Here is a 21,784-nt window from a genome sequence, read left to right as displayed (position 1 = left end):
GATGAGCGCGCAAAAGAGAAAGAGCAAACGGAACGGGTGCGAGCATTTGCAGGGCAGGCCTTTGCTGGGGGCTAATGGTGACATATGGACGATCGAGGAGCACGGTGTACTGCGCACCGACGCCGCCGGACATCGAAGTTCGAGCCCGTTCAATCAGGCACGCGCGGTGGTTTCCGCAATCCTCGAATAACGCATGCCCAGCGTCCCACAGGGCGCAGCCAGGGACGCTAGCAAGCGCGATAGTGTTTTGACTCAGCCACCGTCGACGCACGCGTTGGCGCGTGAGGTTCTCTGTTCGCTTAGACAGAGGCTCAAGCGAGTCAGTGGACGATGAGAGACGCTCTCCGGAGAGCGTCCCACTGGGTTTGGACTTTTCGTTAGCGCCTTGAAATTAAAAGGAAAAAGGCTTGTTACAAAACTTGCCGAATATTCACACCCCCCTTAGTCGGCAAACTTCTCGTATTATGAAACGTCGCGTCAAGGGCGATTTGCGTGCTGGTCCCTCACGCTCTTGAGGTCAAGTGTGCGCTAGACCATGGAAATGGCGCGCGAAATTGACCTCCTTTCGAAAAAACAGAGGACGCTCGTGCTGTTCCAATGGTGACCATTCATAAAGGGTTGCCATGCGTCTTTTCAAAAACAAGCGTCGGGCCGCGCTGTCTACGGCCCCAGGCATGTACGCGGAGGAAGATCCGAGCCAAGTGATCTTCGAGACAAGCACCAAGCTAAAGCTCGAAGCTAATCGCTGGATGCTGATCTCGTTCGGCCTTGCCGTGATTGCCATCGGCGCGGTATGGACGCGGCAACCGCCGCCCTCGGTCACTCGTGTCGTTGGCGTGTCTGCCGATACGGGCGGGCACCCGATCGTGACCGAGCTCGTTGCCTACAAGCCAGACTCGCAAGCTGTGCGGACGACCGTCAAAGATATGGCGGTTCGTTGGTTCACGATCGAGCCGGTGTTGTCGGACCGCCTCGAGACTTCGCGCATGACCGCAAACATCAACGCGGTGAAGGCGCAGATGATCGGCGCGGCAGCCGGTCAGTTCCGCGACTGGTTAAAGGCCGACACCCCGTTCCAGCAGATAACTGCCAACCCGAAGCTGATCCGCGAAGTCGACGTCCGCAACATCGCCTTGCTCGAAGACTCGACGGTACTTGTCGAGTTCACGACTACGACGTCGCAGGCCGGCGCCACGGGTAAGCCCGACGTGAAGTCATACGCGCTCACGCTGCGCTATCAGATCGTTGCGCCCACTGCTGAGCAGGCGCTGACGACGAACCCCTTCGGCATCTTCATTCCGTTTTTCCGCCTAGAGCGGACCGCATAAGCATGACCGCAACCATTATCCATAAACGGCCGGTCATCGGCATGTGCGTTCTCGCTGCGTGCGCAGCGTTCCTTGCTCAACCCGCTGTAGCGAAGAAAGCTGCAAGCGACTCGGCTTTTAATGCCGCGATGGTCGCAGGCGACCCGATGAGCCCGATCAATCCGTTCAACGGCGGCGCTGATCCTTTGACGATGCGGGGCGATGCGCGCATCGGCGTCTTCCCGTACAGCCGCGACCAGATCTACCGCGTGCTGACCGCACCGATCAAGCTGACGACGATCGAACTGGAAAAGGGCGAGAAGCTGATTGCTGACCCGGCGATGGGCGACAGCGTCCAGTGGGAGATCGACGACGACAAGATGAACCACGTGTTCATCAAGCCGCACAAGGCCGATCTCGTCAACACGCTGCATCTGACGACGAATCTGCGCGAGTACGACTTCACGCTTATCGCTTCGCCGGCGGGCGGGATGTTCTATCAGACCGTGCGCTTCCAATACCCGCGCGCGCCGATGGCCCGCGTCAGCGCACGCGACGACGCGACGACGAATGGTGCTCGCGGCGGTGCCGATTCGGGAAGCATCAGTGTGGCGCCGGACAAGCTTAACTGGGACTACAGCGTCGATGGCCGCGCTGAGTTCACGCCGGAGACCGTCTTCGACGACGGCCATGCAGTCTGGATGCGCATGCCGGCGAAGGCACAAGAGTGGCCGGTTCCGTTCATTCTCGACCACGGCGATCGCGTCGTCGCGAACTTCATCCGCCGCGGAGACTTCCTCGTCCTGCAGCGTCTGGCCGACGAGATCGTCCTGCGTTCCGGCAAGGACGAGGTCACGGTGACGCGCGGCCGCCGCCGCCTTTTCGGGGTGTTTTGATCGTGGCGAAGAAACCGGACTCGGCTACGCCCAGCGCGGAGCAAGAAGCACTCGTCAAAGGCAAGACGCCGCGCAATGCGATCATGAGCATCGGCATTCTGGCGGCTGTCGTCATCGGAGGCCTTGGCTTCTACTATCAGTTACAGGCGACGAACAAAGCCGACGAAGAGGCGCGCATTAAGAGGGCGAGCGCACTGAAGTCGAGTACGGAAGCGCCTGCGGCCGCGAACAACAACGACATCGACCAGATGATCCGTCAGCAGCGCGAAGCAGCGGCGTCGGAGGCTGCCGCTCGCGCAGCGTCTGAAGCAGCGGCGCCGAAGCCCGCCATCAAACCGATGCTGACCGGTGCGGACTTCAAGGAAGAAGTCGCAGGCTCGGGCACGGACACGCGCGAGCTTTCCCGCCAAGCGGCGCAAGACGCAATCTATACGTCTTCCATTTTCAAACAGGCAGGCGCGTCGCGTTCGGCGAACTCGGCGACGGGCGTACTGCCCGCTGGCGTCCCTTCGTTGGATGAGGTACGGGCTGCCCGTAATGCTGCGGGAGCCAACACCCCCGATGCGATGGCGATCGCCTTGGCGAAGCAGGGACAAGCACCGGAAGACCGCGACCGCGCCTTCCTGCGCGATGCGGGCTCGCGCGGCGGCATCGAACGGACAACTTTCAACGGGCGGTCGACGGGTTGCACGTTGACGCCGCCGCACGTCATCCACGTCAAGACGGTGGAGGGGCTGAACTCGGACAAGCCGGGCCGCGTGGCGTTGATGGTGGACGAGGATGTGTATGACAGCCTGCGCGGCGACTGCTTGATGATTCCGAAGGGCGCGTTCATCAATGGCATGTACAGCGCGGACGTCAAAGTCGGCCAGGAGCGCCTGCTGGTCGCTTCGACGAGTCTCCGTCTGCCCAACGGCAAGAGCGTGCCGCTCAACGGCATGCAGGGTGCGGACCAGAACGGCTACGCCGGATTCTCGGGCGACGTGAACAACCACTTCCTGAAAATCTTCGGCGCGGGCTTCATTACGGCGATTTTGCTCAAGGCGTTCGACAGCAGCTCCCAGACGGCGACGACCGCGACGCCGAACGGCGTCACCACTTATGGTGACACGGCGGGGCAGGTCGCGGCGGCGACGGCCCAGACCGTCATGCAGCGCAACCAGAATATCCCGCCGACCATCACCGTTGAGCCGGGCCAGAAGTTCCTGGTGCAGGTCACGCAGGACATCGTCATGGAGCCGTACCATGACTAAGGCGTTGGCGGCTGCCTGCCTTTCGATGATCGCGTTCGGCGCAAATGCGGCGACCATCGATTCAATCATCAGCCCCACGCGCATCGTGATCGATGACGGCGTGAAGCGCGCGATCGTCGAGTTGCCCGGCGAGCCGGTGTATGCGTGTGGGCTGAAGCCGTTTCTGGCGTGGGCTAACCGATTTGAAGGCCAATCGGTTGAGTCTACGGCTAGCGGTGTTGCGCTGAGCATCGACGGATCACCTGTCAGCGTCGAAAGCCTGTTCGTGAAGGCGGGCTGGCTGCGCCCCGCGACCCTTACCGACGACGCTCAAGCGAGCATCACGGAGCGGCGGGGCGGCTGGTCGTGCGCATCCGCTCAGGCGCCGTTCGACGCGATGCATACGTCGGTCGATCCGAAGATTCTCGCTGGTATCGCACTTAATGAGTCCGCATACAACGGTCGTGCATGGCCGTGGACGTTGAATGTTGCGGGTCGCGGGTTCTTCTTTCGCACCCGCGAAGACGCGTATCGCGCGGTCCGCTATTTGACCAGCAACGGCCGGTCGAACTTCGACGTCGGCATCATGCAAGTGAACTGGGGATACCACGGCAAGCGTTTCGCGAGTGCCTGGGATGCCCTTGCGCCGGCGACCAACATCCGCGTCGCCGAAGACATCCTCAACGAGAACTACCGCCTCACGCACTCCGCCGTAAAGGCCGTCGCGTACTACCACAGCGCCAATCCTGCCCCGGGCCGCGAATACCTCGCGCGCTTCGTGAAGCACCTCTATCAAATCGAACGCGGTCTATGAAGCACACGCTCTCTCTTCTCACCATCGCGCTTGCCGCAGTCACGCTCAATGCAGCGGCCGCTGGCACCGACCCGCTCGACTTTGACTATGAGATCGCGGGAAATGTGCTTGAGCGACCGGCACTCGTCTTCAACGATGGCAACGACACCTACTTCCAACCGCGTGCCGGTCAATCGCTGCGCGTGGACGGTGGCCACAGTCAGGGACCGTACATCGTCGTGCCGGGCACGCCCGAGGTCATCCGTTACTCGGCGGGCGGCTCGAGCGCCACCGCGTATTGGAAAAAGGCGAACCGCTTGATCGGCGATAAGGCGCGCAGCGACACGCCCTCCGGTTTTTCTGGCTTCTCGGGCCGCCTCGCGCTCATCGGGCCGCGCAGCAGCCTCGAAAGTACGCGGCCTTTGAACGCCACGCTGCCACTCGCGCAACTGGTCAAAGCGCTGGTGCCGCAGGGTTGGACGGGATCGGCACAGAAGGACATTGACCTGACGGCCTCGACGAGCTTCGGCACGCGCGATGGCGAGAACTGGATGCAATCGCTCGACCGCCTGGTGGCCGCGTCCGACCTGTACGCCGACGTCGATTTCAACTCTCACCATGTAACACTTCGCCGCTCGGCTCCGCAGTCGGTGGCCGTCAACTACGTTGCGCCGGTGTCGCAGGTCGCGGGAAGTCCTGTTGCCGCGTCGTCGAGCGTGACTCCCGGTGCGGACCCGATCGCAGATATCGCAAAGAAAGCCGACGCCGACGCGGCCGCTGCATCGGGGTCCGTCCTGGCCGCCAAGCTAGGCGCCGTGGCGATCCGCGACGGTGACGATAGCCATATTCAAATTAAGTTTTCGGCGAAGCCCGCTGCGGAGCTCAAGGTAACCGGCCAAGACGGCAAGTCGCTGCGTCCGAAGTGGGATGACGCGACCGGGGTCGTGACATTCAACCGCGCTGAGCGTTTCACGATCTCTAACGGCACCGACAAGGTTGAACTGGCCCGTGTCGCCGGAACCGTCTATGAGTTCGACACCGCCAACAAGGCCGCTCTGCAAAGCGTGTTCGATGAGAACGGCTCGACGTTCTTCAAGTTCGCGGACACCGTCGGCAAGGTGACGGTCGCTGACGTGGCGCACATGGGCTCGGGCGAACAGAAGGGCCGCTACTACAAATTCGACGGCACGGCCGACCAGTTCATCGTCAATGCCGACGGGAACGTCGTCAATGTCCTGCGCAAACACGATGTGCGGTTCTTTGATCGGCCAGCGTCATGAACCGAACGCTTCAATTATCGACGCTGCTCCTAGCAGCCGTTTCCTTGCATGCGCGTGCCGATTGTCTTGACGATGCCGCCCGCTATCACCGCGTCAGCGTGCAGGTAGTACGCGCCATCGCCCAGCAAGAGTCGGGGATGCGTCCGTATGTGACCAGTCGCAATACCGATGGAAGCGAGGACATTGGGTTGATGCAAATCAACTCCTCATGGCTTCCGAAATTGGGCCGCTTCGGCATCACCCGTCAACACCTGTTCGACGCCTGCGTGAACGCCTACGTGGGGACGTGGATCCTGGCTTCGAACATCAAGCAATTTGGTCCGACATGGAAAGCGGTCGGTGCCTACAACGCAGTCTCGTCGAACAAACAACTCATCTACGCCAACAACATTTACCGCCGCTTGCAACGCGCGAACTGACCAGCATGACGCCTATCTTCTCTCTTCAAACGCATCGCACCGCGCGCATGGTGGCCCACTTGTTCGCGTGTCTGGCTCTCACGACCGTCTCGGCTCTTGCAGCTGCGGACCCAGACCGGTCTCGCCTTGCGCCGCCGCCCGGTGACGGCTGGCAACTGCTGTCCGCGCCTGCCGCGAAGGCGCCTGTCGCTCAGTTGGCGATGGTGGCACCTGCTGCGCACGTTTCTGTTTCGGCACCTGTTGCTCCCGCTGCTCCTGCCTCTCCTGCGGCGCTCAAGGCAGCGATCGGTGGCGCTGCGCCTTGCGCGCTGCCGGGTGCGGCCGCGCCGTCGCCTGTCGGCTCGATGGACGTCGCCCCGGTCGTTGTGCCGTCGCAAGGTGTCGCAACGGTGCCCGGTGGAGTCCTGTCCTTCTCGATCACGCCGCAGGACATCAACATGCGCAACGCACTCGATCGCTGGCTGCAGCAGCAGGGCTGGCAACTCGCCTGGAAGATCGATGACGACCTGCCGCTGGAATTCAACGCGACGTTCTCGGGCGACTTCAAGTCGGTGCTCACGCAAGTGATGCAAGCGACCAATCACATGCGCACGCCCACGCGCGTCTGCAAGCACACCAATAACGTAATCCGCGTCGTCGCACGCGCAGCCAACTGCCAAGAGTAACCGCCATGCGCCTCACGAAAATCAAATCTGCCGTTGCCATTCTCGTGGCTGCATCGCTGACTGGCTGCGCCGTGTCGCAATCCGATGTGAATCGTGCCTATGACGCGACCAACGCGGAAGCTACGCGCGCGATGGGCAATGGCCCGGAGTCGATGTCGCTTGTTGAAGAAGTGCCGACCGCGTTCCTCGGCGACCGATTGGTGCCGGTCGCCTATGAAGCCACGCTCCCCGCGGTCTTCCGCGAAAAGTCGGTTGTCTTTCCGGGCAACCTGCCGCTGTCCAGAATCGCCACGCTGGTTTCCACCGCTACCGGTTATCCGGTGCATCTGAGCCCGGACGTCTTCATTCCGCGCGACGCCTTGATTCCCAGAACGAACGGTGCGGGCGGGCAGGGTGCCCCGATGCCGCAGCAAGCGATGGCGAAGTCCAATGTCGAGCCGGGTTATGCGCAGGCGTGTAACTGCAAGGTCGGCGCGTATCTGCGTGGCGTAACGGAAAACCTCGGCCTCGACTGGACGTTCGATGGCAGCACAATTTCGATCAGCCGGTTCGTCACCAAGACGTTCACGATCGCGGCGATCCCGGGCAAGGTGTCCATCAAGTCCACGATGTCGAAGGGTACGGATACCTCGACCGGCAACCAGGCGTCCGGCGGCACCACGGGCGGCACGTCGGGCAATACTGGTTCGTTTTCCTCAATCACGTCCACAGGGCGCGACGGCACATTTGACCAAATTGCGATCATCCAGTCGGAGTTGGAGAAGCTGAAGTCGCCGCTCGGTGAAGTCGTGGTCAATCCACACAGCCGCCTGGTGATGGTTCACGACACCAAGGAAGCCGTCGATCGCATGGGCGCATTGCTCGCGCGCGAGAACGCCATCTCAACGCGTCAGATCGCGCTGCGGGTACGTACTCTTCAAGTCGATCTGAGCAACTCGTCGCAAGCGGGTGTCAGCGCAGACATCGTGTTCAATCGCATTTCGGACGGGCTGAAGCGCTATGCCATCACGGTTGCTTCGCCCACATCGTTGGCAACCGCGATTGGCGGCACCGTGGGCTTGTCCGTCTTGAAGCCGGGTTCGCCCATGGAAGGCACCAACGCAGTCATCAGCGGCCTGAACGCCTTCGGCAAAACGGTTCAGGACAACACCCAGACGAAGATGACGCTCAATGGCTTGCCGGTTTCAATCGGCTCCTTCGAGACGAAGGGCTACCTCGCCGCAACGACGCCTAGCCTCGGTTCGATTTCGGGTGGTACTGCCGGCGTGCCGGGTCTGCAACCCGGATCTGTGACGGTCGGTGACTTCGTGAACATCCTGCCGTCGGTCAACGACCATAACCAGATCATCCTTTCTTACTGGAGCGATAGCTCGAAGCTGAATGGTCCGTTCACGACCATCAGCACCGGTTCGGGCGACACGCTGCAGCAGATCCAGTTGCCCGACATCATCGGCAACAAGGACGACCAGACCATTGCGCTGTCAGACGGGCAGACGGTTGTGCTGTACGGCGCGGTCGGCAATCGCTATGACGGCAGCAGCAACAACGGCATCGGTGGTCTCTCGGGCGCGTGGAATAAGGGTCGTACGTTCCAGGTGATCATGCTGACGGCAACCGTCGTCCCGTCGATGTGAGCGCGGGGTAAGCATGCCTATGCACTTCGAATCCATACCGGGAGAAAAGGGCGCGAAGCTCGTCTTCGGACTGGACTGGCGCGCCTACTCCGCCAAGGGTGCCCGCGCCGAGCGCCGCCATTACGTCGAGGAGACCGGCGCGACGCACTACGCCGAGTTCAAGTCGAAGGGCGAGACCATTGTCGGCTTCTGCGAGATCGAGCCAGTGCAGCGCAAGGGGGGGAAGCTCTATTCCGCCGCCGCGCGCATCGCTTCGCTGGAGCGCGTCTGGCGCCGGCCCGCCGTGCTTGTGCTCATTCAGAACGATGAACTCGTGCATCTGGTGCTGGTGCAACGCGGCGCCGTTGCGCTTGACGAGGCAGTCGCGCTTAACGCGCTCGCCGACAAGCGCGAAGCGATCGAGGACACCTGTGCGAAGGCGGGGCTCGAACTCGCGACGCTCGGTCACGGTGCGCAGCTCCATGCGGTCGATGAGGTGTTCGATCTACGGGAGCTGATCGTCGCACGCAAGGTCGGCCTCATCAAGAAGATCCCGGTCGCCGTGCCGACGACCGTGCCGTTGCTGGTCATCCTTGCGGCGGTGTTCTTCGGCGGCAAGCAATTGATTGACGTACTGAACCCGCCGCCTCCGCCGCCGGCCCCACCACCGACGTTCATGCAGGAGTACCAGTCGGCCGTAATGCGAACGCTTGCCGCGCCCGCTCCGCTCGCGAGCCAGCTTGCCCCGAAGCTACTGGCTAGTTTCGGCGCACAGGAAACGAACGTTGCGGGATGGCAGTTTCAGAAAGCGTCCTGCTCGATCGCGGGTCCCTGCATCGCGACCTACAAGCGACAGGGCGGCACGTTCAAGGAGTTTGACGCACGCGTGCCGGAGTCGCTGCGTCCGGTCGTCTTCAATCCCGACGGTTGGCATCTGACCGCGCGCGGGCCGGAAGTCACCGTAGCGGAACGCGTAGCGCTCGCGGAACAAAAGACGTGGCCGACTCAGCAGGCGCTCATTAAGGCCTTGCAAACCGACCCACAAAAGCTCTCTACCAAGCCGGACACGCTCGATAGCCACGGCTACGTCGTCGATATCAAGCCCGCCGAGCGCCTTCTTCCGCGACAGCCGATGGCTGGCGAAGTGCAGGGGCCGCTCGTGCAGCGCGGCACGTGGCAGATCGACGGATACAAATGGCAAAGCGCGCTCCTCGCGCGCCTGCCAGACAACATGGCACTGGACACCCTCGACGTCGAGTTGAAAGAGGACGGTACCGGGGTGCATTTCACTGCGAAGGGTAAATACTATGTTCTCAACTAAGTGGCCAGTACGAGCCGCCTGCTTCGGTGCGCTGATGTTCGTGGCGGGCGCGGCAATCTCGCAGGAAAGTCATCTCACGCTTGACGACATTGACAAGCTCGCGCGAGCAAAGCTTGTCGACTCCATGCGCGGTCCGCAGGGTGGTCAAGGTGGCCAAGGCGGATCGGCGGCACCTAGCAACGGCGTTGGCCTCGCTTCGCCGCTTGGGGCAACGCCCGCGCCGGTGACCGCCGCGCCACCGGCAGCGCCCAAAGTAGAACGTATGCCCAGTGCGCCGCCCCGGCGCGTCTTTCCTGCGACCTTCGTTGGGGCCTACTCCGACATGTCGGGGTCATACGTGCTGTATGACTATCAAGGCACGACCTACACGGCGCGCCAAGGCAGTCGACTGCTGAACGGCTGGACGGTCGCGTCCATCGACGGCTTCACGGTCAATCTGGCCGACGGCAAGCACAAGTGGACCGAGACGATCGTCGCGCCTGCCGACGTGCCCGCCATCCCGCGCCAAGATTCGCCGGCCGTCAGGGCGATCACAGATCTTTCCTCTCCGCTTCCTCCGGGCGGCGTCTCATCGACGGCTTCCACCTTCGTACCGTTTGGGAAATAAGCAATGGGTCTGTTTGCACAAGAAGAGCAGGGCGCGCCAGATGCTCCCCGCGGTGGCTTCCTGAAGCGTTTTCGTGCGCCGCGCTCGAGCTTCATAGAGCCGGGCAGTAGTGCGGAGCCGAAATTTCCCGTTCCGGAGACGGTTGCGGCGAAGAAGAAGAAAGCGGCGGGCAGAGCGCCCTCAGAACCGACGGGTCAAGGGGCGCCCGTGAGGCCGCGTGCGGTGAATCCGCAAGTCACGTTCCTTGGCCGCGCACTATCGGGCGGCGATGTTGAAGACGTCGAGAGCACTGAGCTTGACGATGACTGGCGCGCGCCGGTGCAGCATGTGTCGACGCAGTCGGAGCCTGAAGGGGACGCGGCCGACGACGAGCCGGCCTATCGCCCGTTCGTTCCGCCGAGCTTCGAGCGCCCGAGCTACGCGAGCATGTCCGCTGCGATGGCGGCTAGGGATGGCGGTCAGCCGCTGAACGACGAATCCGTGACGGCGCAAGCGGCGCCGTCTGATGCGCAACGGCGATTTGAAGCCCCGGGCAATCTGCACACCGAACAGCAGCACCAGCAGCCGCAGCCGCAGCCACGGTCGGCCGCTGCGCCACTTGAATCGATCAAGGACGCAAGTGTCGCCAGGAGCGACGCTGGTGCTGAGCGGGTCGGTGAGCAAGCGGAACCTGCGTCACAACGACCAGCAAGTCGCGGCGAACGCAAGGCCGCGGCCACGCCGACGATGGCTGCGCAGGAACACCCTGCGGACGAGGATGAGCATGCCGAGGGTGGTGGGCTAGCATCCGGTCGGCCGGAACTCGTGTCGCCGGATTCGCTCCCTGACTTCAAGCGCGTTCTCACCGTCGCTGACGACGACGCCGCGCTGCGCATTCCGGCGGCTGCGCGAAAGGAGTTTGTCGCCGTCGAATTGCAACCGGGCGTGGCGATCACGGTGGCCACCGTACGGTTCGCGGAGAAGGCCCAATACGCGACGTTCATCAAGGATCTCGGCAACAACGACATCCTTGTGCGCGAGCAGATGATTGCGACGGAGGCAGTGATCGCCGCGATCTACTCGGGTAAGGCCGCGGCTTCCGCAAACTCCACAGTCCGCGAAGCCAGCCGCGCGATCGGCAACTTCCGCGATATCGTTGAAGCCGCACATGCATACGGCGCGAGCGACATTCATTTCGAACCACGCGAATTCCATAACGAGGTCGAAATCCGGTTCCGCGTGAACGGCGACATGTACACGTTCAGCCGCATGCCCAAGGCGATCGTACGTCGCGCGTTGTTCGCCGCGTACAGCGATCTTGTCCAACGCAATACGAACTCGGGCAATAGCTTCCAGCCAAGCGCGCCGCAGTCGGCAATGATCCCGCTCGTCGTCAAGACGGACACGGTCAACTTGCGCTGGCAGTCGTCGCCGCTGGTGGGCGGGTATGACGTGACGCTGCGTTTGCTCGACGGCAACTTCAAGAACTATTCGGTGCTGCTGCCGAAGGACATGGGGTTCGAAAAGAGCCAGCTAGAGCTGATCGAGACGCTGAACTATGTGAGCGGCGGCATTACGGCACTCACTGGCGAGACCGGCTCAGGCAAGACGACGACGCTGCGCGCGCTGTCATACATGCTTCCGGATCGGGAGCTGAAGAAGCAGTTTGCGGTGAATGAACCGTCCGAGTATCCGATGCCTTGGCTCTCGGACTATTCGATTATCCGCCGTCCGGACGAAACTGATGATGAGGCGAACCGCAAGTACGCGGAGGTGATTAGAACGCTGATGCGTCAGGACCCGGACGATTTGACCATCGGTGAAGTCCGTGACCGCGTCGTAATGGGGCTGGTTGCCGAACTGGCGTTGACCGGTCACCCGGTGCGCTTCTCGCTGCACGCCGGCGACATCATCGCGGCCGTGATGCGTATGGCGGGAGGGCGGCTGCAACTGCCGATCGACGAGCTGGCTTCGGAGGGATTCATCAACGCAGTCGGCAACCAGAAGCTGATTCCGACGCTTTGCGAGCACTGCAAGCTCCCGGCCGAAGATGTGATGCCCAAAGCGGACCTCGAATTGCTGCGCACGAAGTTTGGCCTCGACACCTCGCGCATGGCATGCCGCAACTACGACGGCTGCGAGCACTGCCGGCTGAAAGGGCTGTTCACGCGTAATGGCAAGGCCGCGGGTGGCACCACGCGCCCCACGTTGGCCGCCGAACTCTATCGTCCGACGCCCGAGTTTCTGGAGCGCGTAGCCGAGCGCGACTGGGCCGGTGCCCGCAAAGTTTGGCGGGGTGCGCGGCGTACCGGGTTCGAAAATGCGGATATGAATGGAAAGACGCTATATGAACATGCTCTTTTCAAGGCTTCGCGCGGTTTGATTGATCCACAATTCATCAATCGCTCGATGCAGTCGTTCGCGCAGTACCGCGTGATGCCCGGCGTCGATGGTCTGATGGTCTAACCCTGGTCCTCCATGTTCACCACGTTCGCAAAGATGTTGCCCAAGCGGCAGCAGTTGGTCGTCGCGCGCCTGCGGTTTCAGAACGTCCGAGAGGACTTCTACCGCGAGACGCGCCTCGATATCGCCGCAAAGGGCCTGCGCAACACCGAGACGCTGTTCGACCGGCTTGAAACGTACGAAAAGCGCAGCCGCACACGCGGCAAGATCGAGTGGCGCGTGTTCGCCAGCATCCGGGAAACGATGCAGCGCGGTGAGAGCTTTTCGCTCGCTATCAAGCCATTCATCCCCGGCGACGAGTACGCGCTGCTGGACATTGCCGATGAATCTTCACGCGAAGACTCGGTCGTGCGTGGCTTCGAACTGGCGGAAATGGCGGCGAAGGCTAAGCGCGTGCTGTCGTCGACGACTTCGGTGCAGATGGCCTACCCAGCGTTGCTGCTGGTCTACATGTACGCGTACTGCATGCTTTTTGGCGGCGTCATCTTCCCGCAGGTGCTCGATGTCCGGCCGCTCGACCAATGGCCGGATCTTGGCCGGTTTCTCTATCACGTCGACACGTTCTGCTACGAGTACTGGTGGCTCACGCTCACGGCGATCATCGGCCTCGTGCTCGCTTACTTCTCGAGCCTGAAGCGTTGGTCTGGGCCTCTGCGGGACAAGTTCGACCGCATGCCGCTTCTTTGGCGCAATCGCCGCGACCTGCGAGCTGCACTGTTGATCGTCTCGCTGGCCGGTCTGTTCGATTCAAATCTGACACTGCGCGCAGCGCTCGAGCGGCTGCTGAAGACCGCCGATCCGTGGCTGCGCTGGCATCTGAAGATCATGGATCGACGCCTTGCGGCTCGCTCGGACGAGCCGATGCGCGCGCTCGACACCGGCATCTTCTCGGTGACGATCGTCGACACGATCACCGACGCGGCGGGCCGCGATCAGTTTGAAGCAGCGATCAAAAGCCTTGGACGGGAGTCACTCGATCGCGTCGTTGAGGCAGTCAAGCGCAACGCGCGCATGACGCACTTCATGCTTCTCGGCTTCGCCGCTGCACTGTTTCTGACCCTCGGCATCGGTTCGTACGTGGTGACGGGTGCCGTCAATCTCACATCGGGAAATCCCGCCGCATCTAGCAACTAAGGAAAAAGCAAAATGACCAACGAGAATAAACAAGCAGTCGCGATCGACGCAATTGAGATGGACTCGATCAAGGCGCGCCGCGCACGCATGCTCAAGATGGCGCGCGCGACCAAGCAGTCGGGCGAGCTGTCGATGATTGAAGCAGGGGCAGTGATGGCTGGTGCGGCGTTGCTCGCGCTGGCTGTCTATGCGGGCGGCAAGTACGTGCTCGATCTGATTCATTCGTCGCAGTTCAAGAGCGAAGCGCAGATGTTCCACACCGGGATCCTGAACGCGACGCAGAACGACGCCGACTTCTCGGCCGAGACGCTGACGGTGCTGGCTCAGAACCACGCGTTTGATTCGGCGGGCTCGCGCGTCGCATCGGATAAGTCGTCGGTCAAGGGGATGTTCAATGGCACGGTGACGGCTGCCGTCGGCACGCTCGTGACCTCCAACGATTCGTTGGTCCTGACGTACCCGGTTACCTCGACGGTTTGCTCGCTGAGCGCGGCCGCGCTCGTCACCGTGTACACGCAGGTGACGGTGAACGGCACGACGATCTTCTCGCCGACCACGACGTTTAACCCGTCGACGGTCGCGACCGCCTGCGCTTCGAATGGCTCAATGGCTTCGATGGCGCTCTGGACCACCCGTACCTAAGCGCAGGCCGCCGACATGGGAAGCATTCTTGAGATGTTGATCGTCCTCGTCGGCGCAGCCTTGCTGACGGTACAGGGAATCAAGGAAGACATTTCGGCCAAGCGCCAGAACTTGCTCCAGATCGAAGGGCAGAACATTGCGTCGATCAATTCGGCGCTTGGCAGCTACATCACTAACAACTACGCGTCGCTTATCCCCGCGGGGTTTTCGCAGACAACGTCGACTGCGATCGCTGCACCGACACTCGCTCAACTGAGCGCGCAGGCCAACAACAAAGTCGCGTTCAAGAACGGGCCGTTCTGGGGCGGCACTTACCAGATTGCGCTGTCCATCGTGCCTGACAACTGTTCAACAGCGGCGGGTAATTGCCATATCGCTTCGCAGATCTACCCGAGTTTGCCGCTCATCAGCATGAAGGACAAGACGGCTGATATCGCCGGCGCGGGAATCCTTGCGGCGGCTGGCGGTTCGCAGTTCGGCTATTCGACCAACGCATCGCCCGCAACCATTACCGGCATGCATGGCCAATGGTCGCTGCCCAACCCGATCGGGAGCAAGCCGGGGATGGTGCTGGCGATTAACGGGTTCGGTGCTGACGGCAATTCGCCGTATTACCGTCGCGATGGCGCGTTGCCGCTGACGGGCACGATGAACGCGAACAATCAGGACATGCAAAACGTCGGCAACGTGACGCTCGGCGCGAACAAGGTTATGAAGCTGCAGGCCGGCAACAGCCTGCAAATAGCCAACGGTGCGATGTACTACGGTGATGACACTAACGCGGCAGTGCGGACGAAGGGCGCGCTGTACGTGCAGAACTATCAAGGTACCGGTGGTGCGCCGATCAACGTCGGCGACGTGAATTCCAGCGGAACGGTGAATGCGAACGTAGTAAACACGAACGTGGCGAACATCAACGCCGCAGCCGGTAACTGCGGGTGGAACGGCGTCACGATCCGCAACAACCTGATGTATGTGTGCAACAAGTGGGGAAATTGGGTAGGCGTCAGTTCGCTGGTGACTAATCAGTCGGCGGATTCGCAGTACAGCGGTTGGTACAACGGATGGGGAGTTAACCCTCCCGCCTGCGGTCCGGGCGGCTCTGCCTGGTACCGAATCACTCCGCAGTCTTTAACAACCGACTATTCGAACCACAATCCTCCGATCGCTGGTGCTAGATATGCGATGGGCTGGAACGGGTCGCAATGGGTCGTGCAGATTTACGACGTTCTAGCTGATGGCGCAAATACCCTTGTGCAGGATCAACTTAGCCTGCAGGTGCAAGTCGACGTGGGTTGCAACTACTCGAACCAATAAGAATGAAAAAGTTCAAGACGGCGATCTCGCTGACATTGATGGCAACGCTCGGCGGTACGTTGTTGGCCCCGACGCCCACCAACGCGGAGTGGGTGCAGAACCCCATTGGCGTTCCACGCGCGCCCGGATGCGACCCGGGATACTCATGGCAAAAAATTGGCGTGCGTTACCAGTGCGTGACGCCGCAGCCCACGTGCGCGTATGGATTTGCTAGTGGACCGGTGTGGACAGGAACGGCTTGGAACTACTCCTGTAATGTACCGCCGGCTCCGAGCTGCCCGAGTGGGTACGACCAAGCGGCGGCTCCATCATGGAACGGCTCGGCGTGGGTTGGACAGCAATGCACACCGAGGGCGCAGACACAGACGCCGTCAGACCCTGAGGCGATTTGTGCTGCACACGCCAGCGCCAGCCCCCCCGCTGGCATAAAGATGGGGCCGCTGACGAGGAAACTTAAGTTCAACTCCTACGCAGGACCGGCAACGCAGTACTACCACGACAACTCACCCGGCCCATATTGGGAGGTAGGCGGTCAATCGGGGACAAACTGGGTGGTGATGTGCGCCTTCGTCAACGCGACGGGTGATTGGGTCCCTCAAGCCAATCAACCGTACTACGTCACTCCCAACATCCCCTACACGGATCCAGGCGGCGGTTGAAGCCGCAGACCGAAACGCCTTGAAGTTACGCTTCGGGGCGTTTTAGTCACGTCCGGTACCAACGAAAAAAAGCCGCCAGATCGACTGGCGGCTTGGCTCCTACTGTTCGTGACCTGGCTTGTTAGCCGACGACGTTTCCGGTCATGAAACTGAAGGTGCGCGAGAACGCAACACCATTGATCGTACCCGTCAGCGAGACCGTGTATTGCGAGTTCGGGGACAACGGCGTGGTCGGATACGCGACGCCCTGCCACGCGGCCAAAAGTTTGTTCGGGTCTTTAGCCGAATCGAGTACCTGCAAGGCGATCACGTGCCCGGAGGAATCCGTCATCGTGCCCGTTTGCATAACAATAGTGTCAGTCGGGTTCCCCGCGACGGCGACCGGCGTACCGAAATTGCCGGACACTCCGGGAGGGGTCGGGATTTCTCCTGCGGACGTGTAGGCAACGCCGGTCGTTCCTTGGCACGGGAACGTCAATGGAGCGTTGTTCGTGACTTGCTGATAGTTCGCTAAGAACAACGAAAATTGTTCTTGCGGGAAGCCGTTGTATGTCGTTGCGACCTTACCGATACCGACCGTGTTCGTAGGCGAGGCGGCAATGCTGATGTGATACACGCCCGACTCAAACTCATAGATGGCTTCCTGTCCATATTGCGTTTCCGTCAGCGCGGCATTCGTATAATAGCCACCGGAAACCCCGATGGAACCGTTTTTCGCCGTATATCCGAAATGGGCCGCGCGATCAACGAAAGTCGCGCCCGTGAAGCCGGGGTTGCCAGCCACTTCCGTATCCGAAATCACATTGTTCGATGCAAGATACTGCGCATGTGCCGCCGTCGCCTGATCGAGCGCCGTGTTTTGCTGGAGGGCGGGGAAGCCGCATTGCTGCCGGTGCTGGTTGAGCAGATTGAACGCGGCCAGATGGAAGCTGTCAGCCGGGTACTGAGGCGTCGTCAAATTCGCCGGATTCGTCGTCGCGGGCGTGCTGGCACCGCTTGCCGGGGCCGCAGGCGACGCACCGCTGCTGCCGCCACCACCACCACCACCGCCGCCGCAAGCAGCGACCAGAAGCGATGCACCGATCGCGGCCATTGAGAGTTTTAAGTTTTTCTGAATCGTCATTTGTTGTTTCCGATCTAGTTGTTGCAGTCGCCCCGGCGATCTGCTTACTTTCATCTTATCGAGCGGTGTTCAAAGTCAAGGCGACTCGGAAGCCGCCGCGAAACCGCTTTCCTCGTTGGGGAATTGCCGTTGGCCAATGGCGGCGCAGGCATTGTAATACCCAGTAACGGGTCGAAATTCCGCACCGTTGTTCGGGCGCAACCGTTTGCTACTAGTGTTTGGCGCGGGCGCGGAAATGCTTCAGCCGCAAGGCGACAAAGACGACGCCGAGCACGGCAGCGACCGCGACGGGCTGCGTCGCGCCGACTGAAGAAAGGAGTGCGGTGCCGCCCCAAAGGAGAATGAGAAAAGTCGCTAGCGCGCCAAATGCTTTGCTTTTCGACACAGCCGCGAACGGCCGCCGGCCTGAAGCGAACTGCTGGGCGAAACGAACATTGCTTCGCTCAAGGTCGAATGCTTCGTTTGGTTGTGCCGTCGCCCGATCGGCGCGGTAGTGCCTCTCGTACCGTTGGAATCGCGCGTCGCCGCGGCCTTCGAGCCACGCGGCGACACTGTCTGGAAAGAGGTAAGCGAAGTCCTGCATGAGTCAGTGCATCACGTCTGATTGGAACTCTATCGCACCTATTGCATCGGTGATGCAGCGTCCGTCGGACTCGGCGTGGTACTCGCCGGTCACTAAGTCGAGCCAGCCGAACTGAGGGCGGCCGTCGCGGGAGAAGACCACTAGACCGGCCTCGACGTTGAATTCATGCGGCATCAACAACTCCTTTATATGTGACTATTTTTTGGCCTTTCGACCTTTGCTCTTTGGCTCGGTCAAGCGCGGCTTCAGATCCCCAGTGCAACCGGGACATACGAAGTCCTTCGCCAATTCGATCTTGCCTTCGTCGTTGGCCAAGATGTACTCCGTCGCGCAAGTTCTGCACGGAGCGACATTCAACCTCGAATCGATTGCCATGGAGCGGGTGAGATGGTTCGCGCGGTCAGCCGAAACGGCGAGCCGACTACCGAACATCTTGTCGAGAACGTCGTTGGATGCAATCAGCGCTTCCGGAATGCTCGCTCCGTTTTTGAGAGCGCACCGATAAAGCCATACCAGCATGGTTGCTTGGAGTCGGTGCACGGGACGTTCGACGTACCACGTCAACGAGCTTGCACTATTGCCGCATGGCGAGCTTACGCCGTGGATCTCTCGATATGTATTGCGAGTGATCGCCGAGGTCACGCCAAACAGGTTTGTGGCGGTGGATGCGCGACAACCCTGGGTCATCAACAATCTTGCGTAGATCTCACGTCTCGCGCGGTCGAGCCGCAGGTCGGACCATAGATTCTTGAAAGGTAGCCCGCTCGGCTTGAGGTTCGAGGTACGCATGACGTAGTGAGCGACGGCCTCTTCGGTAAGCGAATCTGCGCCGTATTGTCTCCAGAAGCGATCGTCGTCAAACCGCCATCTAAACAGCGGGAAGCGAATCCCGCCGATCGCTGCTTCCAGCCGTCCGATCGGCAAGCCCATCAGGTACTCGGCTAGCTCAAAGGAGATACCGAGGAGGGGCGCTGCGAGCACGCTCTGGTGGAGCACGTCTTTCAGCAGCGAAACATAGGCGCAGTTGTAGTGGAAAATATCGCGCGCCGTCACGTCGTCGACGAAAGGCATCGCTGAGGACAGCTTCGACACCGCAGTCGAGAACATGATGCCGTCGACAAACGTCGCCCAATCGCGAGGGTCCTGCAGCGCCGGCGACAGCGCTAAGAACGGCATGTTCATAAGCTTGGCCATCGGCACGGCGTGCGCCTTGAACGTCTCCATGTTGTCAAAGGAGACGCCAAAGAATGTTTCGGCGCCGCTGTACCGCGCGAGTACCTTATGGATAACCGCGGTCAGCGAAAAGTTGGTCCGTTGTATCTTCTCGGCGAGATACTGACGAAGGGCAATGTTGGTCTCAACGGCATCAAGCGTGGTGGTCGACATATTATTTATATTGTTGCTGGCGGATGCGACCCCATCGCGTCCGCCTCATCGTTATGGCAGGTTCGTCTTACAGCTTCCGCAATCCCGTTTCGATCTCGCTCAGGTGCTTGCGCATCATTGCGGCCAGTGTCTGGACCAACGGTTCGTGCTGCCCAAGCCCATCGGAAGCTTGAACCGCCACCTGGGCCAGCGTGAGCTTGCCCGCGAATTGCTCGAAAGCGGATAGCGCTTCTTGCATCGCTGCTTGAACGCGACTAGCGGCTTCAATGGCGCCGGCCTCTTTCTTCATGTCGGCCTCAAGTCGTTCCAACTCTGCACGCCTCTCGGCCAATTGCTCTTCTAGCTGTTTGAGTTCCGCGTTGCGCTTTTCCAATGATTCGGAAATGCTCTTGTATCCAGCGGGAGTCGTCTCAACCTCCTTGATCACCACTTCCGGCTTCCGGTTGAGCAGCGCGTTTCTTTCGTCGTTCAGCCTTGCAATTTCCTTATCCTTGTCCGCAAGGTCCTTTTCAAGGTTGGCAAGCCCCGCCTGCCGACCGGTGTAATAGCTGTCCATTCGCTGTAGCTGGGCCTCTTTTTCTGCGATCAGTTTCGCAGAGGCGTCGAGCTGTTGATGAAGCCGCTTGGCTTCGTCCTCCGCGACTCGCTGAGCGGTTTTGCTGTCCTCGAGCAGCCCCTCATAGTTGTCTAGCTCTGCTTTTCGATCGGCAAGAGCCTCTTCCTGCTTCTGCAGCGTCGTCAGCATTTTGCGAATGTCCTCGCGGGTCATATGCTCGTTGGCCTGCTTTGCCGCGAGAATGGCCGCAACCTGTTCGTCGGTCACGTGGTCGGAAGCGAGGATGTCCAGTTCGCCGACGTTGAATACGCGGATGGCCTCGGTGTTGTCGAGGAACGCTTCATAGCAACGCATGTATTTGCGCGCTGCCGGCTTCTTCACGCCGAGAGCCAAGTCGAAGAACGAAAATCCCAACGTCGCGGCCCGCCGCAGGGCAGTTGTCTTGTTGCCCGGCGTCGTGACCAGCGCGTTTTTGATCAGGTGCATGGAGTTGATTAACAGACCGCCTATCGTTTTTAAGTCGGTCGAGACTCGCGCTCGCGCCTCCGCGATAGTCACCATGTTTTCGACGAGCTGAGAGATGAGATCGGCGAACTCGTCGCCGTCGCCGAAAAGCTGCAGAGCAACCGTTTCGATCTTCGAGCGTTCGACACCGCTGGCCGAAACCGGGCCAAAAATGTCGTCCAGCGGATCGTGGAGTTCGGTTTTTCGCAGTTGGATATTCTTCTTCGGGTGGTCGCTAGTAGACATGTTTTTTTCCCAGATTTGCAGCGCCCCCGCGCCGCTGTGAAACCCACGAGCAATCGGCTCGGGAACACGATAGTTGTGTAACCAATCGTAACGGGCCGGTTACGGACCGCAGATCATCAAAGACGCCGTTTTTCACCCCTCTTTCGCACCGCAGAGGTGAAAGGCACAGTTTTTGTCCATCTTCCCAAACGTTTAACGGTTCAGTTTTGTAACACTTAAGCGATTTTTAAGCGTTCGCCTGGAACTACTTACCTAGTGCAAGACCTTGCAATTTCCGAAAATTACCGGTAGCGCGCGACACGCGCCTTGTGTGCCACGAAGCCATCTGTCGACGTATCCGCATACGTCAGCACTGCGGCGCGGGTCCGGCCGATATCGACCGACATTTGGCCGTTGAAAGATTCCCGCCTCAGGCGCAGCCAGTGAGGGAGATCGTCTAGCGACAGAAGATCCGTCGACAGCTCAGGCTGGAGCACGACGTCTGGAGAGGTGAATAGTCCGGCACCACTCACCGGCCAAATGGCAGGAAGCTGCTCACGGAGGAACCGGACTTTGCTGCGGTTTTGTTCGATAGGCGAACGCCTCTCCTCTGGCTTACCATTCGGTGCGATACGCGTGAGCTTTCCGTGGCTGCTCGACGGCGCGATCCGGCCGGACCAGTTTTTCGTCTCGAAGATGAAGATTCCGAACGGCGTGATCGCGAGGTGATCAATCTCTGCGGTCGGAAACGCTGTTCCCGGAGCGTGTTCTATAACCAGCGGCCCCTCGTGCAGGTAAAAGTCGTCGCCGCACAGCCATTGAAGCGTCGTGCGCAGTTTTGCCTGCGCCGCCGCTTCCCCCGCTGCACCGATTTCATGCGCTGTGCGCTTCGCACGACCGGGCCTCCTCGATCTAGAGGGGCGCCACCGCATCAACCTCTTGAACAAGTGGTAGCCGCCGATAGCGACAAGTATCTCCAAGAACATCCGCTCCCTCCGTTGTATATGTAGATCAGCATGACAGGGCGTAGAAGAAGTCAAGGATGCGAATCGTGCTGCGGCAACAAGTCCGAAAAGTCGA

The 21,784-nt window shown here is 60.7% G+C and carries 20 protein-coding genes; 14 read left to right on the top strand and 6 right to left on the bottom strand.

Annotated features, from left to right (window positions below; genetic code table 11):
* The first annotated feature begins 623 nt into the window (after positions 1-623).
* Genes BG57_RS23600 through BG57_RS31270 form a run of 14 tightly spaced genes read left to right on the top strand, consistent with a single transcriptional unit; the run spans position 624 to position 15,668 of the window.
* Positions 624-1,328, top strand: coding sequence for a VirB8 family type IV secretion system protein (locus tag BG57_RS23600; protein WP_035968667.1), 705 nt, complete (start codon positions 624-626; stop codon positions 1,326-1,328).
* A gap of 2 nt (positions 1,329-1,330) precedes the next feature.
* Positions 1,331-2,203 carry a TrbG/VirB9 family P-type conjugative transfer protein gene (locus tag BG57_RS23595; protein WP_035968666.1) on the top strand — a complete coding sequence of 291 codons (873 nt, stop codon included), beginning with the start codon at positions 1,331-1,333 and terminating at the stop codon, positions 2,201-2,203.
* A gap of 2 nt (positions 2,204-2,205) precedes the next feature.
* Entirely contained in the window at positions 2,206-3,456 is a 1,251-nt protein-coding gene (locus BG57_RS23590) for a TraB/TrbI/VirB10 family type IV secretion system protein (RefSeq protein ID WP_035968665.1), read from the top strand.
* Entirely contained in the window at positions 3,449-4,249 is an 801-nt protein-coding gene (locus BG57_RS23585; protein ID WP_035968663.1) for a transglycosylase SLT domain-containing protein, read from the top strand. The genes BG57_RS23590 and BG57_RS23585 overlap by 8 nt, the downstream gene beginning before the upstream one ends.
* Complete coding sequence (locus tag BG57_RS23580) at positions 4,246-5,508, top strand: TrbG/VirB9 family P-type conjugative transfer protein (protein WP_035968661.1); 1,263 nt, start codon at positions 4,246-4,248, stop codon at positions 5,506-5,508. The genes BG57_RS23585 and BG57_RS23580 overlap by 4 nt, the downstream gene beginning before the upstream one ends.
* A complete protein-coding gene (locus tag BG57_RS23575) occupies positions 5,505-5,927 on the top strand; it encodes a lytic transglycosylase domain-containing protein (RefSeq protein ID WP_035968660.1) in 423 nt (140 codons plus the stop codon). Before BG57_RS23580 ends, BG57_RS23575 begins: the two co-directional genes overlap by 4 nt.
* Positions 5,834-6,592: a toxin co-regulated pilus biosynthesis Q family protein gene (locus BG57_RS23570; protein WP_420912089.1), complete on the top strand. Its 759-nt coding sequence runs from the start codon at positions 5,834-5,836 to the stop codon at positions 6,590-6,592. The genes BG57_RS23575 and BG57_RS23570 overlap by 94 nt, the downstream gene beginning before the upstream one ends.
* A 5-nt stretch (positions 6,593-6,597) precedes the next feature.
* Positions 6,598-8,226 (top strand): type II secretory pathway protein, encoded by a 1,629-nt coding sequence (locus tag BG57_RS23565; RefSeq protein WP_035968658.1) that lies wholly within the window; start codon positions 6,598-6,600, stop codon positions 8,224-8,226.
* A gap of 19 nt (positions 8,227-8,245) precedes the next feature.
* Entirely contained in the window at positions 8,246-9,526 is a 1,281-nt protein-coding gene (locus tag BG57_RS23560) for a hypothetical protein (protein WP_035968656.1), read from the top strand.
* Positions 9,513-10,133: a hypothetical protein gene (locus BG57_RS23555; RefSeq protein ID WP_075583193.1), complete on the top strand. Its 621-nt coding sequence runs from the start codon at positions 9,513-9,515 to the stop codon at positions 10,131-10,133. The genes BG57_RS23560 and BG57_RS23555 overlap by 14 nt, the downstream gene beginning before the upstream one ends.
* A gap of 3 nt (positions 10,134-10,136) precedes the next feature.
* Entirely contained in the window at positions 10,137-12,578 is a 2,442-nt protein-coding gene (locus BG57_RS23550; RefSeq protein ID WP_371875879.1) for a GspE/PulE family protein, read from the top strand.
* A gap of 12 nt (positions 12,579-12,590) precedes the next feature.
* The gene (locus tag BG57_RS23545; RefSeq protein ID WP_035968654.1) at positions 12,591-13,709 is read left to right on the top strand and encodes a type II secretion system F family protein; all 1,119 of its coding nucleotides are present in this window, start codon (positions 12,591-12,593) and stop codon (positions 13,707-13,709) included.
* Positions 13,710-13,721: 12 nt separating this feature from the next.
* Positions 13,722-14,351, top strand: coding sequence for a hypothetical protein (locus tag BG57_RS23540; RefSeq protein WP_052005961.1), 630 nt, complete (start codon positions 13,722-13,724; stop codon positions 14,349-14,351).
* Positions 14,352-14,366: 15 nt separating this feature from the next.
* Positions 14,367-15,668, top strand: a complete 1,302-nt coding sequence (locus BG57_RS31270) for a hypothetical protein (RefSeq protein ID WP_052005960.1) — start codon at positions 14,367-14,369, stop codon at positions 15,666-15,668.
* A 780-nt stretch (positions 15,669-16,448) separates the two neighbouring features.
* On the opposite strand, the gene BG57_RS23530 is transcribed toward BG57_RS31270, so the two are convergent.
* The 6 genes from BG57_RS23530 to BG57_RS23510 form a co-directional block, all read right to left on the bottom strand.
* Positions 16,449-17,450, bottom strand: a complete 1,002-nt coding sequence (locus BG57_RS23530; protein ID WP_035968651.1) for a CAP domain-containing protein — start codon at positions 17,448-17,450, stop codon at positions 16,449-16,451.
* A gap of 211 nt (positions 17,451-17,661) precedes the next feature.
* The gene (locus BG57_RS23525; RefSeq protein ID WP_035968650.1) at positions 17,662-18,033 is read right to left on the bottom strand and encodes a hypothetical protein; all 372 of its coding nucleotides are present in this window, start codon (positions 18,031-18,033) and stop codon (positions 17,662-17,664) included.
* 3 nt (positions 18,034-18,036) lie between these two features.
* Positions 18,037-18,207 carry a hypothetical protein gene (locus BG57_RS33400; protein WP_167351030.1) on the bottom strand — a complete coding sequence of 57 codons (171 nt, stop codon included), beginning with the start codon at positions 18,205-18,207 and terminating at the stop codon, positions 18,037-18,039.
* A 21-nt stretch (positions 18,208-18,228) separates the two neighbouring features.
* Positions 18,229-19,419: a FlhC family transcriptional regulator gene (locus BG57_RS23520; RefSeq protein WP_035968648.1), complete on the bottom strand. Its 1,191-nt coding sequence runs from the start codon at positions 19,417-19,419 to the stop codon at positions 18,229-18,231.
* A 67-nt stretch (positions 19,420-19,486) separates the two neighbouring features.
* On the bottom strand, positions 19,487-20,725 hold the full coding sequence (locus BG57_RS23515) for a coiled-coil domain-containing protein (protein WP_035968647.1): 1,239 nt from the start codon (positions 20,723-20,725) through the stop codon (positions 19,487-19,489).
* A 281-nt stretch (positions 20,726-21,006) separates the two neighbouring features.
* Positions 21,007-21,690 carry a nuclease-related domain-containing protein gene (locus tag BG57_RS23510; protein ID WP_035968646.1) on the bottom strand — a complete coding sequence of 228 codons (684 nt, stop codon included), beginning with the start codon at positions 21,688-21,690 and terminating at the stop codon, positions 21,007-21,009.
* Positions 21,691-21,784: the final 94 nt, after the last annotated feature.

It is taken from the genome of Caballeronia grimmiae, from assembly GCF_000698555.1.
GTDB classification, from domain to species: domain Bacteria; phylum Pseudomonadota; class Gammaproteobacteria; order Burkholderiales; family Burkholderiaceae; genus Caballeronia; species Caballeronia grimmiae.
The sequence above is the reverse complement of the archived record's forward strand: the minus strand, read 5'-3'. Positions and strand labels throughout refer to the sequence as shown.

What these genes read in the sequence shown, in the direction of transcription:
- BG57_RS23565 (WP_035968658.1), top strand. Translation starts at nt 6,598, where the DNA reads ATGCGCCTCACGAAAATCAAATCTGCCGTTGCCATTCTCGTGGCTGCA.
- BG57_RS23555 (WP_075583193.1), top strand. Translation starts at nt 9,513, where the DNA reads ATGTTCTCAACTAAGTGGCCAGTACGAGCCGCCTGCTTCGGTGCGCTG.
- BG57_RS23515 (WP_035968647.1), bottom strand. Translation starts at nt 20,725, where the DNA reads ATGTCTACTAGCGACCACCCGAAGAAGAATATCCAACTGCGAAAAACC.
- BG57_RS33400 (WP_167351030.1), bottom strand. Translation starts at nt 18,207, where the DNA reads ATGCCGCATGAATTCAACGTCGAGGCCGGTCTAGTGGTCTTCTCCCGC.
- BG57_RS23600 (WP_035968667.1), top strand. Translation starts at nt 624, where the DNA reads ATGCGTCTTTTCAAAAACAAGCGTCGGGCCGCGCTGTCTACGGCCCCA.
- BG57_RS23525 (WP_035968650.1), bottom strand. Translation starts at nt 18,033, where the DNA reads ATGCAGGACTTCGCTTACCTCTTTCCAGACAGTGTCGCCGCGTGGCTC.
- BG57_RS23570 (WP_420912089.1), top strand. Translation starts at nt 5,834, where the DNA reads ATGGAAAGCGGTCGGTGCCTACAACGCAGTCTCGTCGAACAAACAACT.
- BG57_RS23540 (WP_052005961.1), top strand. Translation starts at nt 13,722, where the DNA reads ATGACCAACGAGAATAAACAAGCAGTCGCGATCGACGCAATTGAGATG.
- BG57_RS31270 (WP_052005960.1), top strand. Translation starts at nt 14,367, where the DNA reads ATGGGAAGCATTCTTGAGATGTTGATCGTCCTCGTCGGCGCAGCCTTG.
- BG57_RS23580 (WP_035968661.1), top strand. Translation starts at nt 4,246, where the DNA reads ATGAAGCACACGCTCTCTCTTCTCACCATCGCGCTTGCCGCAGTCACG.
- BG57_RS23575 (WP_035968660.1), top strand. Translation starts at nt 5,505, where the DNA reads ATGAACCGAACGCTTCAATTATCGACGCTGCTCCTAGCAGCCGTTTCC.
- BG57_RS23530 (WP_035968651.1), bottom strand. Translation starts at nt 17,450, where the DNA reads ATGACGATTCAGAAAAACTTAAAACTCTCAATGGCCGCGATCGGTGCA.
- BG57_RS23560 (WP_035968656.1), top strand. Translation starts at nt 8,246, where the DNA reads ATGCACTTCGAATCCATACCGGGAGAAAAGGGCGCGAAGCTCGTCTTC.
- BG57_RS23510 (WP_035968646.1), bottom strand. Translation starts at nt 21,690, where the DNA reads ATGTTCTTGGAGATACTTGTCGCTATCGGCGGCTACCACTTGTTCAAG.
- BG57_RS23585 (WP_035968663.1), top strand. Translation starts at nt 3,449, where the DNA reads ATGACTAAGGCGTTGGCGGCTGCCTGCCTTTCGATGATCGCGTTCGGC.
- BG57_RS23545 (WP_035968654.1), top strand. Translation starts at nt 12,591, where the DNA reads ATGTTCACCACGTTCGCAAAGATGTTGCCCAAGCGGCAGCAGTTGGTC.
- BG57_RS23550 (WP_371875879.1), top strand. Translation starts at nt 10,137, where the DNA reads ATGGGTCTGTTTGCACAAGAAGAGCAGGGCGCGCCAGATGCTCCCCGC.
- BG57_RS23520 (WP_035968648.1), bottom strand. Translation starts at nt 19,419, where the DNA reads ATGTCGACCACCACGCTTGATGCCGTTGAGACCAACATTGCCCTTCGT.
- BG57_RS23595 (WP_035968666.1), top strand. Translation starts at nt 1,331, where the DNA reads ATGACCGCAACCATTATCCATAAACGGCCGGTCATCGGCATGTGCGTT.